The sequence below is a fragment of the Acrocarpospora phusangensis genome (assembly GCF_016862995.1).
In the GTDB taxonomy this organism is placed as follows: Bacteria; Actinomycetota; Actinomycetes; order Streptosporangiales; family Streptosporangiaceae; genus Acrocarpospora; species Acrocarpospora phusangensis.
On the sequence record NZ_BOOA01000085.1, the window covers coordinates 1 to 16,907 of the forward strand.

Sequence of the window (16,907 nt, forward strand, 5' to 3'; positions counted from 1 at the left end):
TACCACGGCAATCCCGAGGCCCTTGAAGTCCAGCAAGGACTGGACAACCGGGCCATCGTCGAAGTCCGCCGGAAGGCGGGTCAGGGGGTGAAGCCTGACCCGGGGTTGGCGGAGCCAGCGATCGGAAGATTGCTGGGCGATTCGGGTTAGTTCGAGTAGAGGTGAAGGCCTGGTCAGCCGGCTTGGCCGGTGGGTAAGTAGAGCTTGGTGCCGGGGCGGATCAAGGGGTCGGGAAGGCCGTTGAGGGTCATTATTTGGCGGACCATCGGGCCTGGGTCGTTGCCCTCGCTGATGGCTGTGGCGATCTTCCAGAGGGTGTCGCCCTTTTGGACGGTGACCCAAGGGAGGCCGGCCCGGTCGGGGACACCGGTAGAGGCGGTGACGGCGGAGCGTGTGCCATACCAGAGGAAGACGAGGGTGAGCAGCGAGACGAAAGCGATGAGGACGATACGGCCCCGGCGGGTGAGGCGCACGGGCGGGTTGGAACGGCCTCGCACGGGCGGGCGGGAATGACGGACGTACACCGGTAAGCCACCGGGACGACCCTGGACAAAGGGGCCACCAGAACCCTGCACCAGAGACCTACCGGTACGGCCCTGCCCGGGAACGCCGACAAGACGACCCTTCCCGGAGGAACCGACCAGACTCCCATGCGCGAGGAAACCGCTGGAGCGACCGTGCGCGAGGGAGCCACTGGAAGCACCCGGCGTGGACCGGCCCCGTCCGAGCGACTCACTGGCGCGGCTCTGCGCAAAAGAGCCACCGTAACGACCGAGCGAGTCCCCGGTACGGCCCTGTGCGAAAGAGCCACCGGAACGACCGAGCGAGTCGTCGGCGCGGCCTTGTGCGAAAGAGCCACTGGAACGACCGAGAGAGTCCCCGGCGCGGCCCTGTGCGAAAGAGCTACCGGAACGTCCCCGCCCGGAGGAATCACGCGAACGGACTTGCGAGACGGCGGCAGGGTCCTGCGCGGAGGAGTCACCGGAATGAACCTGGGTGAGGGGATCACCCGGACGAGGTTGCGCGAGGCCACCGGTAGAGGGGGTCTGCCGGGATGAAGGGGAAAGCCGAGCTTGCAGGCGCGGGACGAGATTCAGGACGTTCGGCACCTGATCGGTATGCACGGACGGATTCGTGGCTCGCATTGTTACCTCCAGCCACCGAGGAAGATCAAAACTTGGAAGAAAGATCGCCGAATCGAACACGATGTCGATCGAACTCCCGTACGATGTTGTACACCACGGGACCGACGTTTTCGAGGACTATCGAACAATTGTTTGATATTGATCTTGAATCGCGGTACCGTCGCTCTGAGCGACATTGGGAACACGGATTGGGAGGTGCCCGGGTGAACAACGACGGTCTGGTGAGCCAGCAGGACGAGAGCGTGAGCGACCTGGCGGTGCGCCGGCGCGACTCGCTCGGTCTCACCCCACGGCAGCGCAAGATCCTTGAGGTGATCCGCGATTCGGTCCAGCAGCGTGGTTACCCGCCGTCCATGCGCGAGATCGGCGAGGCCGTCCAGCTGACCAGCACCTCCAGCGTGTCCCACCAGCTGACCGCCCTCCAGCGCAAGGGTTACCTGCGCCGTGACCCGCATCGCCCGCGGGCCTTGGAAGTGCGCCTTCCCGGCGAGCCCGTGCTTTGGGTGGATCCGGATGCGGCCGAGGAGGACTCAGGCTTCAACCGGCCCACCGCCGCGTATGTGCCTTTGGTCGGCCGAATCGCCGCTGGTGGCCCGATCCTCGCCGAACAGAGCATTGAAGACGTGTTCGCCCTGCCCAAGCAACTGGTCGGCGAAGGCACCCTCTTCCTGCTCCAGGTCTCCGGCGACTCGATGATCGAGGCCGCCATCGCCGACGGCGACTGGGTCGTGGTCCGCCAGCAGCCGGTGGCCGACAACGGCGACATCGTCGCCGCCATGATCGACGGCGAGGCCACCGTCAAGACCTTCAAGCGCAAGGACGGCCACGTCTGGCTGGTCCCCCACAACCCGAATTACGAGCCCATCCCCGGCGACGAGGCCACCGTCCTCGGCAAGGTCACCGCCGTCCTCCGCAAACTCTGACGTTCGCGTGAGTGGCGGTCGCGTGAGCTGCGTCGCCGCGTCAAGGCGGGGTTGCGGTGCGCAGGGCTCGCAGTGAGTGGCGGTCTCGTGAGCTCCGCCGCCTTTACGTGATGGCACCGTCCTCAATCTCGCCGGGCATGTCGCCAGAAACCTCGACGCTTGAGTGCTGACGGAGGCCGGGTTGGTCGACGTCGCGGCGCGTCCACAGCGGCTGGGTGTCGACCCGAAGGGTGCTGGGCGAGGCATGCGCGGGCAGGCGGGCGAGGGTGAAACGTCCGTCAGCGTACGGAAACGGGGATGCCGGGTAATGATGTGACTTTTTGGGGGAAATATTATGAGTTGTGATCGGGAAGCTGGATGAACTGACGTTGGCCGATGCGGCCGTCCGGGATGGGCTGAAGTGGACGCAGGTCCGGCCGGGGGTGATTCCGGCTTGGGTCGCCGACATGGACTTTCCGCCGCCGGAGGCCGTACGGGAGGCTGTCGCGCGGCGGGTGGACACCGACCTGGGGTACCCGAACTGGCTGGATGACTCCGTCGGCCCGCTGGCGGAGGCGTTCGCGGAGCGCATGGAGACGCGATACGGGTTCCAGCCGGATCCGGGCCTGGTGCGCACGTTCTCGGAACTGAACCAGATTCTCCAGATCGTGCTGCACCTGATGACCAAGCCCGGCGACGGCGTACTCGTCCACACCCCGACCTACAACGCGTTCCTGAACACGCTGCGCGCCATGGACCGCCGTCCGGTTCCGATGGAGCTGACGCCAGACGGCGAGACGTGGCACTTCGAACTGCCCTCGGACATCGGAGCGACCAAGGTCCTGCTCCTGGTCAACCCTCACAACCCGACCGGCCACTGCTTCACCCGCGCCGAACTGTCCAGCCTGGCGGAATTCGCCGAACGACACGACATGATCGTGATCTCGGACGAGATCCACGCCGACCTCGCGTTCAGTCCGGACGCGCACATCCCGTTCGGAACCCTGCTCCCAGACCGCACGATCACCCTCACCTCGGCCAGCAAGGCGTTCAACATGGCCGGCGTACGCTGCGCGGTCGCCCACCTCGGCCACCCAGCGGTCAGAGCCGCCTTCGACGCACAGCCCCTCGATCTGTACGGCACCCCCAGCGTGCTCGGAGTGGACGCCACCATCGCCGCCTGGCGGCACGGCGACGCCTGGCTGGCCGAAGTCCTCGCGATCCTCGACCGCAACCGAAAACTGATCGCCGAACGTATGCCCGCACACGTCCGCTACCAGCCCCCGGCGGCCACCTACCTGGCCTGGCTCGACTTCGGCATCCCCGACGCGGCCGACTACCTGGAAAGCGGGGCCGGGGTCCGACTGAACCCCGGCCCGCTCTTCGGCGCTCCAGATGGCTTCGCCCGCCTGAACTTCGGCACCTCCGGCCCGATCCTGGAAGAGATGCTCACCAGAATCACCGCCGCACTGCCCACCCCGTAGGTAACGACACAAAAGCCGAGAGCACCTGACTCTCGCACTTCGGGCGCGGATACACGTGCAGCAAGACCTCACCCCGCATCCCGCAAGAGGCGCACGGCGAGGACCATCAGGCAGCGGCACCCGCCCTTCCATCAGGACGAGAAGACGCGCGGCGGAAATCGGTCAAGGAGAGGCGAGGGCCGGAGGGCGTCCGGCCCCCGCTCTCTGGCGATGGGTTAGGGGGAGGTGCAGGTGTAGCCGGACGGCAGGGAGGTGTTGCCGTTCGGCCGGGTGGCCTGGAATCCCCAGTTGGTGCTGCCGCTGGGGGCCAGAGTGCCGTTGGAGGTGGTGTTCCTGGCGGTCACGGTCTGGCCGCTGACGGTGACGACGGCGTTCCAGAAGCCGGAGATGGTGTGACCGGACGGAAGGGTGAAGGTCACTGTCCAGCCGTTGATGCCGGACGTGCCGGTGTTGGTCACGTTGATCGGCTGGATGACGTAGCCGTTCTGCCAGGCGCTCTGCGTGGTGGCGGCGACCGAGCAGCCGCCGGTGTTCCCACCGGTGGTGGTGACGGTGACCGTGTTGGACACCGGGGACAGGTTGCCGGCGCCGTCACGCGCCCGCACCTGGAACCGGTATGTCGTCGAAGCCGTCAGGCCAGTGGCCGCGAACGAAGCGGTCGTCGACGTACCGACCACCGCGAACGACCCGCCACTCGCCCCGGGCGCACGCAGAATGTCGTACCCGGCCAGACCACTACCGCCGGTGTCGGTGGAAGCAGTCCACGCCAGCGACGTGCCCGTAGCCGTCGTCCCGGACGCCGCCAGACTCGACGGCGTGCTCGGCGCTGTGGTGTCGGTGGTGGCCGACGTCGTCACGCTCACCGTGTTGGACACCGGGGACAGGTTGCCGGCACCGTCACGCGCCCGCACCTGGAACCGGTACGTGGTCGAAGCCGTCAGGCCGGTAGCCGCGAACGAAGGCGTCGTCGAGGTACCCACCACGGCGAAGGACCCGCCACTCGCGCCGGGCGCGCGGAGGATGTCGTACCCCGCGAGACCGCTACCGCCGGTGTCGGTGGACGCGGTCCACGCCAAGGACGTGCCGGTCGCCGTCGTCCCGGACGCCGTCAAGCTGGACGGTGTGCTCGGCGCCGTCGTGTCCGTCGCGGCCGAGGTCGTCACGCTCACGGTGTTCGACACCGCCGACACGTTGCCCGCGTTGTCCCGCGCCCGTACCTGGAACCGGTACGTCGTCGAAGCCGTCAGGCCAGTAGCCGCGAACGAAGGCGTCGTCGAGGTACCCACCACCGCGAACGACCCGCCACTCGCCCCGGGCGCACGCAGAATGTCGTACCCGGCCAGACCACTACCGCCGGTATCCGTGGAAGCGGTCCACGCCAGCGAAGTACCCGTAGCCGTCGTCCCGGACGCCGCCAGGCTCGACGGTGTGCTCGGCGCCGTCGTGTCCGTCGGATCAGGGGACGATCCCGGCGGCACCGGCGCGATCAGGTAAGGCTGCAGGATGTTCTGTTTGGCGGTCTGCACCGTCACCCAGTCGTCCATGACGATTCCACCGGTGTCCCCCGAGTTCGGGTTCCACGACCAGTACGTGAACGACATCCCGTTCACTCCGGTCCCCGTGTACCTCATCAGCTCGGTCAGCCAGATCCGGTCCACGTTGCTGGCCAGCGTGCTGCCGAACTCGCCCATCATGATCGGCGCGATGTTCTGCTTGTAGATGTAGCCCCAGTACTTGTCCCAGATGGCCGGCATGTTGGCCGGGTACGTCGGGTCGCTGAACCAGTCCTGGTTGAAGACCGAGGTGGCGTACTCGTGCGGCGAGTAGACGAGCCGGTTGGCGACGTTGAGCCGGACCGGGAACTCGCCGGCGCGGCTGAGGTTGCCGCCCCACCAGCCGCAGTCCTCGTCGTTGCTCGGGTCGTTGTCCCAGACGTTGGAGAGGCCGCCGCTCGGGCAGCTGACGCCCTCGACGAAGATCAGCCAGTTGGGCTGGACCTCCAGGATGGCGTTGCCGGCGCGTTCGGCGGCCAGGCGCCAGTCGCGGGTCTGGACGCCGCAGCCCCAGCAGGAGCCGGTGGCGTTGGGGTTGGTGCCTTCGGCGTGGGGTTCGTTGTGCAGGTCGGCGCCGATGACGGTGGTGTTGCCCGCGTACCGCTGGGCGAGCATCCGCCAGTTGGCGATCCAGGTGCTCTCCGGGACCGTGGAGGTGTACCAGAGCGCCGACTGGCCGGCCGCGGTGGGCCGGTGCCGGTCCAGGATGATCCGCATGCCCTTGGTGCCGGCGTACTCGATGACCTTGTCCAGGATCTGGAGCGGGGAGAGGCCGATGAGGTCCGGGTTGGTGAAGTCGTTGATGCCGGTCGCGACCGCGCCGGCCTTGAGGGCGTCATCGGAGTACGGCACCCGGATGGTGTTGTACCCGAGCTGCGCCATGTGATCGATCTGGGACCGCCACGTCACACTCGCCCAGAGGCCGTGGAACGTCTTGTTGTCCGTTTCCATGCCGAACCAGTTGATACCGGTGATGCGAACCGTCGCGCCCGTGGCGTCGACGATCTTGTTTCCGGAGGTGTGCAGGTAGCCGGTGCCGGTGCCGGCCGCCATCGCGGGGGCGCTGGTCGCGACGAGCATCGCCGCCACCATTCCCAGGCTCACCGCGACAGACCCCAGGACTCTGCCGAGCCTGGGGATAGCGAATCCGGACGTTAAGGACTTCAAGGACAAGGTAGACCGCCCTCCACCCTGGGGGCGGCCGTCTTGAGCCGACGGTCGGCGCGCACCCCAAGAGCCGCCGCTCAACCGAGCGGCGGTGGTCGCGGCATGCCCTGACCGCACGCCTCATACGATGTTCGACATGTGTGGCTCGCCGCAATTTTGAGCGTCGCGCGACACCACGGTCAATGTCGGTGAACGTCCCGGTGCGGCGGGCGGACCCCCCGCACCGGGACGGCGCCTCACGGAACGATGTTCACCAGCTTTGGCGCACGCACGATGACCTTGCGCGGAGCCCCGGACAGGTACGGCCGCACCTTGTCCGACTCCAGCGCCAGCACCTCCAGGTCGGCGTCCGAAATGTCCGGTGAAACTTCCAGCCTGTCCCTGACTTTGCCCGCCACCTGCACCACGCAGGTGACCGAGTCCAGCACCAGCAGCGCCGGGTCCGCCTCGGGCCAGCCGGCCACCGCCACCGACGGCTGGTGTCCCAGCCGCTCCCAGCCTTCCTCCGCCACGTACGGCGCGACCAGCGACAGCATGACCGCCAGCGTCTCGGCGGCCTCCCTGACCGCCGGGTCGGCCGCGCCGGGCCCGGAGTCGATCGCCTTACGGGTGGCCGAGGTCAGCTCCATCATGCGCGCCACGGCGACGTTGAAGCGGTTGCTCTCCACCAGCCGGGTGACCTCGTCCAGCGTGCGGTGCGTGACCTTGCGCAGCGCCAGGTCCCCGGTGGCCGGGTCCACGCCGGGCGCGCTCGACACCTCGGTCATCACGCGGAAGGCCCGGGCCAGGAACTTCTGGGACGCCAGCGGGGACACGTCGGCCCAGTCGATGTCGTCCTCGGGCGGCCCGGCGAAGACCATGGTCAGCCGGACGGCGTCCACGCCGTACGCGTCGATCTGCTGGCCCAGGTCCACGCCGTTGCCCAGGTTCTTGGACATGGCCTTGCCCTCGTTGATGACCTGGCCCTGGTTCAGCAGCCGCAGGAACGGCTCCTCGAAGTCGACCATGCCCATGTCGTACAGCACCTTGGTGAAGAAGCGGCTGTACAGCAGGTGCAGGACGGCGTGCTCGACGCCGCCGACGTACTGGTCGATCGGGCCCCACTTGCGGATCCGCTCCACGTCGAAGGGACCCTCCTCGTACGCCGGGTCCACGTACCGCAGGAAGTACCAGGAGGAGTCGACGAAGGTGTCCATCGTGTCGGTGTCGCGCTTGGCGGGGCCGTCGCACTTGGGGCAGGCCACGTTGACCCAGTCGGAGGCCGAGGCCAGCGGGGAGACGCCCCGCGGGGCCAGCGCCTCGCCGCGCAGGTCCGGCAGGGTCACCGGCAGCTGGTCGTCGGGGACCGGGACCTCGCCGCAGTCGGAGCAGTGGATGATCGGGATCGGGGTGCCCCAGAACCGCTGCCGGGACAGCAGCCAGTCGCGCAGCCGGTAGTTGACGGTGGCCCGCCCGGTGCCGCGCTCCTCCAGGATCTCGATGATCCGGCTGATCGCCCCGGCCTTGGCCAGGCCGTCCAACGGCCCCGAGTTGACCATCGTGCCCTCGCCGGGGGTGGCGACGCCGGTCTCGCCCGGGTCGGCCATGCCGGTGTGCACGACGACCCGCACGGGCAGGTCGAACTTGCGGGCGAAGTCCAGGTCGCGCTGGTCGTGCGCGGGCACGGCCATGATCGCGCCGTGGCCGTAGTCGGCCAGCACGTAGTCGGCCGCCCAGACCGGGATGCGCTCCCCGTTGACCGGGTTGATCGCGTGCACGCCCAGGAAGACGCCGGTCTTCTCCTTGTCGGTGGCCAGCCGCTCGATGTCGGTCAGCTTCGCCACCTCCGCCCGGTACGCCTCCAGCGCGCCCAGCTCCTCCGGCGCGCAGATCTCGGCGGCCAGCGGCGCGTCGGCGGCGACCACGAAGAAGGTGGCGCCGAACAGCGTGTCCGGGCGGGTGGTGTAGACGGTGACGGGCTCGTCCCGGCCCTCGACCTGGAAGCGCACGTCCGCGCCGGTGGAGCGGCCGATCCAGTTGCGCTGCATGGTCAGCACCCGGTCGGGCCAGCCGCCCTCCAGCCGGGCCATGTCGTCCAGCAGGCGGTCCGCGTACTCCGTGATCTTGAAGTACCACTGGGTCAGCTCGCGGCGCACCACGACCGCGCCGCAGCGCTCGCACTTGCCCTGCACGACCTGCTCGTTGGCCAGCACGGTCTGGTCGTTGGGGCACCAGTTGACCAGGCCGCCCTTGCGGTAGGCCAGGCCGCGCTCGAAGAAGCGGTTGAACAGCCACTGGTTCCAGCGGTAGTACTCGGGGTCGCTGGTGTGCAGGCGGCGGGTCCAGTCGAAGGAGATGCCGTACCGCTTGAAGGAGGTGGCCTGGGTCTCGATGTTGGCGTAGGTCCACTCGGCCGGGTGCGCGTTGCGCTTGATCGCGGCGTTCTCCGCGGGCAGGCCGAAGGAGTCCCAGCCGATCGGGTGCAGGACGTTGTAACCCTTCTGGAACCAGTAGCGGGCGACGACGTCCGCGATCGCGAACACCTCGCCGTGGCCCATGTGCAGGTCGCCGGAGGGGTACGGGAACATGTCGAGCATGTACTTGCGCGGCCGGGGGTCGGCCGGGTCCTCGCTCGCGGCGTAGGGCTTCATTTCCTCCCAGCGCGGCTGCCACTTGGCCTGCAGCGCCTGCGGGTCGTACACCTGCTCTTCCACGGTCCACTCCTGATTTATCGACACCTGCCCATAAAGAAACCCCCCGGCATACAGCACGAGGGGCAGCCGCATCGAGGCTTGAGATCAGCTCACTCGATGCGGCCCGGTAAGGAGCAGGGTCTCCGCACGCATAGTTCAAGCCTAGCGCAGTCGGCAACCTGATAGCCGATGTTATTGAGGGAGAGGCGATCTTACACGCGGAGTCAACTGCCGATATGCGATGGTGATAGATCCGTTGTGACCGCTGGTGTCCCGTTCCTCTACCCTCGTCTCGTGGCGTACTCAGGCGAGCCGGGATCGGGCCCGGAATTCCGGCAGACGGACCTTCCGATGCAGGATCCGCCGACCGACCCCACGGGTGAGCAGTTCCGGGGGGCTTTCTCGGGTTTCGCTGCGGTGCCCCCCGGGTCGCATGAGATCATGCCAGGCGCCCCCAATTCGGGCATGATCTCGGGAGGTCCCATGCCCTCGGAGCAGAACGAGTCGCAGCGAGCCGCTGCTCGTGGCGGCTGGCCGGAAATGCCTCCGGCCTGGCCCGAGGTGCCACCGGCCGCCGGACCGCCTGGCGGCCGTCCGCCGCACGAGCCGCCTCCTTCCGATCCGTACGGCCAGCGGCCGTACCGCACGGGGGAACATCCGGTCCTCCCGCCGCCGATCAACGAGTACGACCAGCAGCCCCGGCCCGGCCGCGGCGGCACCGATCCCTTCGGACGCCCGCTCTACCGGGAGCCGCAGCCGGACCCGCGCGAAGCCCCGCAGTTCCGGGAGCCCCCGCCGTGGGAGTCCCAGCCGCGTGAACCGCAGTTCCGCGACCAGCAGTTCCCCCAGCAACAACCCCCGCAGCCGCACCAGCAGCCGCATCAGCAGCCACATCAGCAGCCGCATCAGCAGCCACTGCGCGAACAGCCGCGCGACGCCTGGTCGCGCGACCCGGAACCCCCGCCCCACGAACCCTTCTCGACCGGACCTTTCGGCGTGCCCTCCTTCGATCAGTACGACCAGAACCAGCACCAGAACCAGCACCAGAACCAGCAGGGCCAGCCCCGTCAGGGCAACCGCCCCCCGGAGCCCCAGCAGCCCGGCCCCCGCGACCCGCAGCAGTTCGGCGCGATGAGCCCGCAGCAGTTCGGCACCGGCGAGACCCCCCTCTACCGCGCGGACGCCCCCACCGCGACGCCGCCCGCCCCCGCCGCCGGGCCGTCCAACTTCGCGGGCCCGCAGACCGGCGAGCACGGCGTCCCCCAGTTCCCGATGGCCGGCCAGCGCCCGCAGCAGCCACCCCAGCAGCAGCCGGCGCAGCATCCGCAGGGCGACGATCCGTACAAGCCGTTCGTGACGGCGGGACAGATCAGCGGGCCGAAGACGCCGCCCGCGCACCGCCAGCAGGAGCTCTGGAACACCGTCTTCGGCGAGAACTACCAGGCCATCGAGGAGTACGAGGACGAGGAGCGCGGCCGTCCGATCTGGCTGTTCGCGCTCGCCGGTTCGGTGCTGATCGCGCTGATCGGGGCCCTGCTGTGGGCGTTCCTGGCCGGTCCGCTGGCCGGGGACGGCGCCGCCTCCCCCGCCGAGACCCCGGCGGCCAAGCCGTCCCCGTCCAAGAACGCCCAGCCGGCGGCGCAGCCCGGCGTGCTGGACTACGAGGGCACGCCGTCCCCCGTGCAGGGCCGGATCACCGATCAGGAGGCGAACGTCTCGCTGGCGCAGCTCGGCGGCCAGTGGAAGACCGACCTGGACCACCAGAAGAACCTGTCCACCTGGGGTTTCGTGACCCGGCAGTTCGTCAGCGCGGGCATGACCACCAAGGGCAAGCCGCAGTTCGCCCAGGTCATGTCGGGCCCGCTCGCCCAGGACCTGGCGTCCAAGTACACGACCGCCGACGACCTGCGCCCGGTGCTGAGCGCCGTGGTGTACAAGGCCAGGCAGAGCATGTTCCCCAAGGGCAACAAGGCGACCAGGGTCGGCGGGCAGAAGCTGCGCGGCGGCGTCGGCCAGCTCGCCGCCTACGAGGTGAGCGACGACGGCGGGAAGACCCTCGTGGTGGTGGCCGCGGTGAACACCGGCGCGCCGCTGCCGTCGATCGTCTACATGCAGGTGCCCGACATCAAGGACGACCTGCTCCCCGACGTGGGCACCGTGTTCAAGTCCATCAAGGTGGCCAAGCCCGCCGGCTAGCCCTGACCTGCTAGAACGTGCAGGTCATGTGCTTGGTGCCGTTGATGAAGCTGGAGAAGAGCCGTTCCGGCGAGCCGCCCTCGATCTGGGGGATCCGCCGGAGCAGCTCCCGGAACATGACGGTGATCTCCCGCCGGGCCAGGTGAGCGCCCAGGCAGAAGTGCGGCCCAGGACCGCCGAAGCCGACGTGCGGGTTCGGGCTGCGCCCGATGTCGAACCGGTACGGCTCCGCGAACACCCGGTCGTCCCGGTTGGCCGACCAGTAGTACATGACGACCTTCTCGCCCTCGCGGTACAGGTTGCCGTTCATCTCGTAGTCGCGGGTGACCTTGCGCCGCATGTAGTTGACGGGCGCCGCCAGCCGGACGATCTCCTCGACGGCGCCGGCGGCCCGGCCGTCCAGGTCCTCCAGCCAGAGGGCCTTCTGGTCGGGGTTGACGGTGAGCAGGCGCAGGCCGTACGAGATGGCGTTTCTGGTGGTCTCGTTGCCGGCGACGACGAGCAGGATGAAGAAGGAGCCGAGTTCCTGGGCGGTCAGCTGCTCGCCGTCGATGTTGGCGTTGACCAGGGACGAGGTGAGGTCGTCGGTGGGTTTGCCGAGGCGGTGCGCGGCCAGGTCCTGGACCAGTTGCTGGAGTTCCATGCCGGCGGTGAGCAGGGAGGTGGCGATGGCCTCGGGGTCGCTGACGTACTCGGGGTCGGAGGCGCCGAGGATCATGTTCGAGCGGTCGAAGACGAACTGGTAGTCGCTCTCCGGGATGCCCATCATGTCGCAGATGATCTTCAGCGGGAGCCGGGCGGCCACCTCGGTGACGAAGTCGCAGCCGGAGCCCGTGGCGATCAGGTCGGTGACGATCTGCACGGCGGCCGACTCCACGTCGGCCTCGAACTGCTTGATCATCTTGGGGGTGAAGGCGCGGGAGACGATGCGCCGGAGCCGGGCGTGCCGGGGGTCGTCCATGCTGATCATGGAGCCGAAGTACTCGATGAACTCGGCCGGCATGTCGACGATGTTGGTGGCGCCACCCGCGCCGGAGCAGAAGATCTCCGGGTTGCGGCTGGCCTCCAGGATGTCCGCGTGCCGGACCAGGGCGTGGTAGCCGACCCCTGGCGCGGCGAAGGAGACCTCCGGTTCCGCGTAGAAGGCGGGCTTGTCCAGGTCGCGGAGGAGCTGGAAGGCGTGCTCCCGCTCGTCCATGGGACGGGCCCAGAAGTCCCAGTCGGACAGGTCGAAGTCGGCTGCCGACCTGATCGGGGCGCGCTCCACCGGGGACGTCGTCATGCGGCCACCTTCCAGAATGACGTTCTAATCCATCCTGCCACAGGCGCCCGAGGCGCGGGAGTGGATCACCAGGTGTAGTCCACGTGCTTGATCCCGTTGACGAAGTTGGACAGCAGATAGTCCGGTTCGCCCACGGTACGGATCCCGGGATGCCGGGTGAACAGCTCGCGGAACATGACGGTGATCTCCCGCCGGGCCAGGTGCGCGCCCAGGCAGTAGTGCGGGCCAGGACCCCCGAAACCGACGTGCGGGTTCGGCGTACGGGTGATGTCGAAGACGTCCGGGTCGGTGAACACGGCCTCGTCCCGGTTGGCCGAGTTGTAGAACAGCAGCACCTTGTCGCCCGCGTGGTAGTCCTGGCCGTTCATGGTGTGGTCGCGGGTCAGCGTACGGCGGAACTGGATGACGGGCGTGGCGTACCTGACGACCTCCTCGACCGCGCCGGGCACGTGCCGCTCGAAATCGCCGAGCAGCAGCTCCCGCTGCTCCGGGTTGTCGGTGAGCAGCTTGAGCCCGTGGGTGATCGCGTTCCTGGTGGTCTCGCTGCCGGCCACCACGAGCAGGATGAAGAACGAGCCGAGCTCCTGCGAGCTCAGGTGCTCCTCGCCGTTGACCAGCAGCGAGGTCAGGTCGCCGGTCGGGTTCTTGCGCCGCTCCCGCCCGAGCCGCCGGGCCAGCGCGCTGAGCGCCCGCCCGGCCGAGATCAGCTTGAGCAGGCCGCGGGCCACCGGCCACCGCTGGAAGGGGGCCTCAGGGTGGGAGAAGTCGACGGGGATGCCGGCGTACTCGGCGTCGGCGTTGGCCAGGATGATGTTGGTGTGGCGGAGGATCTCGTCGTGCCGGTCGGGCGGGATGCCCATCATGTCGCAGATGACCTGGACGGGCAGGCGGGCGGCGACGTCCTGCACGAAGTCGCCCGAGCCTCTGGCCCGGCCGACGATCTCGGCGGCGGCGCGCTGCAGGTCCTCCTCCATCTTGGCGAGGATGCGCGGGGTGAAGGCGCGGGAGACGATGCGGCGCAGCCGGGCGTGCCGGGGGTCGTCCATGCTGATCATCGAGCCGAAGTAGACGGCCAGCCAGTTCGGCATGTCGGGGATGCTGTTGGAGGTGGGCTCGCTGCTGAAGATCCCGGCGCTGCGGCTGGCCTCGGTGACGTCGGCGTGCCGTACCAGGGCGTAGTAGCCGGCGCCCTGCTTGATGAAGGGGACCTTGTTCTCGTGGCAGAAGAGCGGGCGGTCCAGCTGGCGCAGGCGGCGGAAGGCGTCCGCGCGCTCCTGCTGGGGGCGCGCCCAGAAGGGGATGTACGAGAGGTCGATGTCGGTGGTCGTGCTCATGGTGCCGCCTTGAGGAGGTCTGCCGCCTTTTCCGCGATCATGACGGTGGGGGCGTGGGTGTGCCCGCGGTTGAGCGTGGGCATGACCGACGCGTCCACCACGCGTAACCCGGCCACGCCGCGCACCCGCAGCTCCGGGTCGACGACCGAGTCCTCGTCCGCGCCCATCCGGCAGGTGCCTGCCGGGTGGTAGAGCGTCTCGGCGCGTTCCCTGATCCAGCGGGCCAGCTCCTCGTCGCTCTCCGGCCCCCAGTAGGGATCCATCGGCCCCCCGGCGTACGGCCGGAGCGCGCTGGTGCCGGCGATCCGCTTGACCACCTTCAGCCCGGCGACCAGCCGGCGCAGGTCGGCCTCGGCCGTCAGGTACGCGGGGTCGATCACCGCCTGCCCGTCGCGTAACGTGATCCGCCCCCGGCTCTCCGGCTGGAGCAGGATGGCGCCCACGGTGATCCCGTGCCCGGACGGCGGGGTCAGCCCGTGGTCCACGAACAGCCCCGGCGCGAAGATCAGCTCGATGTCGGGCGCGGGCTCCTCCGGGCTGGTACGGATGAACGCGACCGCCTCCCCCACGTTGGTGGTGAGCATGCCGCGCCGCCGGAACAGGAAGTTCAGCAGGTTGGGCAGCGACTCCGCGCCGCTCAGCGTGATCGGCCGGGGGCACTCGAAGAAGGCGCCGGTGACCAGGTGGTCCATCAGGTTCGCACCGACCTCCGGGGCCGCCCGCACCACGTCGATCCGGTCGGCGGCGAGCACGTCCGGGTCGCCGACGCCGGAGAGCATCAGCAGCTGCGGCGAGCCGATCGCGCCCGCCGACAGGATGACCTCCCGGCTGGCCCTGACCCGCAGGTCGTCGCCGTACTCGACGCCGACCGCGCGGCCGTCCTCGATCAGCACCCTGCGCACCTGGGCGGCGGTCAGCACGGTGAGATTGCCCCGGTTCATGGCCGGGCGCAGGTACGCGTCGGCGGCGCTGTGGCGGTGGCCGCGCAGCTGGGTGACCGGGGTGCCGCAGTAGCCCTCGTTGGAGCGGCCGTTCAGCTCGGCCAGCCGGGTCAGGCCGATCTCCTCGCAGGCCTCCAGGAAGGCGGCCGTGATGACGTTGGGGCTGCGCAGCTCGGAGATCGTGATCGCGCCGTCGGTGCCGTACACGTCGCCGTGGTTGGAGCCGGATCTGCGCTCCGCCCGCCGGAAGTACGGCAGGACCTCGTCGTAGCTCCACCCGGGCAGGTCCCACTGGTCGTAGTCCAGCGCCGTGCCCCGCACCCACATCTGCGCGTTCATCGACGACGACCCGCCGAGCATGCGCCCCCGCGGCCAGTACAGCTCCCTGCCGGACAGCTCGGCCTGCTTGGTGGTGGCGTAGTTCCAGTCGTACGGCGTCTTGAACAGCTTGGCGAAGCCCGCGGGCATGCGGACCTCCAGCTTGCGGTCGCTGCCACCGGCCTCGATCAGCGCGACCTTGACCTTCGGGTCCTCACTCAAGCGCGCGGCGAGCACACACCCCGCCGACCCAGCCCCGACGATCACGTAGTCGAATTCCATAACTCCGTACTTACTCCGGTTCCGGTAATGCGTCCAGTTCGCAACCTCTGGTTACCTACCGGTTGGTATGCCGCGGTGGAACTATGTGGGCATGCTCAATCTGTCCATCGTCCTGGAGGACAGCGCCCGGGAGACTCCGGACCGCACCGCCGTGGTCTTCGGCGACCTCCGCCTGCCGTACTCGTTCGTCGACTCCGTGGCCTGCCAGGTGGCGAACCTGCTGGTCTCGCGGGGCATCGGGAAGGGGGACCGGGTCGCGATCGCCTGCCCGAACCTGCCGTACTTCCCGTTCGTCTACTTCGGGATCCTGAAATCCGGCGCGACCGTGGTGCCGCTGAACGTGCTGCTCCAGTCCCGGGAGATCGCCTACCATCTGGCGGACTCCGAGGCGAAGGCGCTGTTCTGCTTCGAGGGCACGCCCGAGCTGCCGCTGGGCGAGCGCGGCCGGGCCGGGTTCGACGAGTCCTCCGCCGAGCATTTCTTCGTGCTGCCCGCGACTCCGCTGGCCACCGAGTCGCCCTACGGGGAGTCCCTCTGGGCCGCGCTCGACGGCCTGCCCACCACGTTCGAGTCCGCGCGGACCGCGCCCGACGACACCGCGGTGATCCTCTACACCAGCGGCACCACGGGACAGCCCAAGGGCGCCGAGCTGAGCCACCAGAACATGCTGGTCAACGCCATGATCAGTGATGAGATGTACCCGCGCCAGCCGCACGACGTCTACCTGGGCGCGCTGCCGCTGTTCCACTCCTTCGGCCAGACCGTGATCATGAACGCGGGCTTCCGCCGCCGCGCCACGCTGGTGCTGATGCCGCGGTTCGAGCCCGTCGAGGCGCTCCGATTAATGAACGCCGAGGGGGTCACGCTGTTCGCCGGCGTGCCCACCATGTACTGGGCGCTGCTCACCACCCTGCACGGCGGCGGCTCCGAGACGCCGACCGCGCTCGCCACCGCCATCGCCGGCGGCTCCGCGCTCCCGGTCGAAGTGCTCAAGGACTTCGAGAAGACCTTCAACGTCCCCATCATGGAGGGGTACGGCCTGTCGGAGACCTCGCCCGTCGCCTCCTTCAACCAGCTCGGCAAGGTGGCCAAGCCCGGCTCGATCGGCACGCCCGTCTGGGGCGTCGAGATGAAGCTGATCGACAGCGACTGGGGCACGGTGGACGACGTGGGTGAGATCGCCATCCGCGGCCATAACGTCATGAAGGGCTACTACAACCGCCCGGAGGCCACCGGCGAGGTCATGCGGGACGGCTGGTTCCGGACCGGCGACGTGGCCCGCCGCGACGAGGACGGCTACTACTTCATCATCGACCGGGCCAAGGACATGATCATCCGGGGTGGCTTCAACGTCTACCCGCGGGAGGTCGAGGAGGTCCTGATGACCCACGAGGCCGTCTCGCTGGCCGCCGTCGTGGGGGTGCCGCACGACTCCCACGGCGAGGAGGTCAAGGCCTACATCATCCGTACGGCCGGCGTCTCCGTCACCGAGGAGGAGCTGATCGCCTGGAGCCGGGAGGCGATGGCGGCCTACAAATATCCCCGGATCGTGGAGTTCCGCGACGAGCTGCCGATGACCGCCACCGGCAAGATCCTCAAGCGCGAGCTCCGGTAACCGTAATTTCCTGATG

Annotated in this window: 10 protein-coding genes; 4 read left to right on the forward strand and 6 right to left on the reverse strand. The window is 68.8% G+C overall.

Going from position 1 to position 16,907, the window contains the following annotated elements:
* Positions 1 to 173: 173 nt before the first annotated feature.
* Positions 174 to 497 (reverse strand): LysM peptidoglycan-binding domain-containing protein, encoded by a 324-nt coding sequence (locus Aph01nite_RS34065; protein WP_204045165.1) that lies wholly within the window; start codon positions 495 to 497, stop codon positions 174 to 176.
* An 869-nt stretch (positions 498 to 1,366) separates the two neighbouring features.
* Between Aph01nite_RS34065 and lexA the strand changes: the two genes are divergently transcribed.
* Complete coding sequence (gene lexA / locus Aph01nite_RS34070) at positions 1,367 to 2,068, forward strand: transcriptional repressor LexA (RefSeq protein WP_239162193.1); 702 nt, start codon at positions 1,367 to 1,369, stop codon at positions 2,066 to 2,068.
* Positions 2,069 to 2,409: 341 nt separating this feature from the next.
* Positions 2,410 to 3,531: a MalY/PatB family protein gene (locus Aph01nite_RS34075; RefSeq protein WP_239162188.1), complete on the forward strand. Its 1,122-nt coding sequence runs from the start codon at positions 2,410 to 2,412 to the stop codon at positions 3,529 to 3,531.
* A 215-nt stretch (positions 3,532 to 3,746) separates the two neighbouring features.
* On the opposite strand, the gene Aph01nite_RS34080 is transcribed toward Aph01nite_RS34075, so the two are convergent.
* Positions 3,747 to 6,188: a cellulase family glycosylhydrolase gene (locus Aph01nite_RS34080; protein ID WP_204045166.1), complete on the reverse strand. Its 2,442-nt coding sequence runs from the start codon at positions 6,186 to 6,188 to the stop codon at positions 3,747 to 3,749.
* 299 nt (positions 6,189 to 6,487) lie between these two features.
* Complete coding sequence (gene leuS / locus Aph01nite_RS34085; protein ID WP_275419332.1) at positions 6,488 to 8,944, reverse strand: leucine--tRNA ligase; 2,457 nt, start codon at positions 8,942 to 8,944, stop codon at positions 6,488 to 6,490.
* 462 nt (positions 8,945 to 9,406) lie between these two features.
* Here leuS and Aph01nite_RS34090 point away from each other — a divergent pair, with 462 nt between their 5' ends.
* Positions 9,407 to 11,119 (forward strand): hypothetical protein, encoded by a 1,713-nt coding sequence (locus Aph01nite_RS34090; RefSeq protein ID WP_204045168.1) that lies wholly within the window; start codon positions 9,407 to 9,409, stop codon positions 11,117 to 11,119.
* 10 nt (positions 11,120 to 11,129) lie between these two features.
* Here the strand turns inward: Aph01nite_RS34090 and Aph01nite_RS34095 are convergent, their stop codons facing one another.
* The 3 genes from Aph01nite_RS34095 to Aph01nite_RS34105 form a co-directional block, all read right to left on the reverse strand.
* Positions 11,130 to 12,401, reverse strand: coding sequence for a cytochrome P450 (locus Aph01nite_RS34095; protein WP_204045169.1), 1,272 nt, complete (start codon positions 12,399 to 12,401; stop codon positions 11,130 to 11,132).
* Between the two features lie 65 nt (positions 12,402 to 12,466).
* Complete coding sequence (locus Aph01nite_RS34100; protein WP_204045170.1) at positions 12,467 to 13,735, reverse strand: cytochrome P450; 1,269 nt, start codon at positions 13,733 to 13,735, stop codon at positions 12,467 to 12,469.
* Positions 13,732 to 15,276 carry a GMC family oxidoreductase gene (locus tag Aph01nite_RS34105; RefSeq protein ID WP_204045171.1) on the reverse strand — a complete coding sequence of 515 codons (1,545 nt, stop codon included), beginning with the start codon at positions 15,274 to 15,276 and terminating at the stop codon, positions 13,732 to 13,734. The genes Aph01nite_RS34100 and Aph01nite_RS34105 overlap by 4 nt, the downstream gene beginning before the upstream one ends.
* Positions 15,277 to 15,367: 91 nt before the next feature.
* Here Aph01nite_RS34105 and Aph01nite_RS34110 point away from each other — a divergent pair, with 91 nt between their 5' ends.
* Positions 15,368 to 16,891, forward strand: coding sequence for a long-chain-fatty-acid--CoA ligase (locus tag Aph01nite_RS34110; protein ID WP_204045172.1), 1,524 nt, complete (start codon positions 15,368 to 15,370; stop codon positions 16,889 to 16,891).
* Positions 16,892 to 16,907 lie beyond the last annotated feature (16 nt).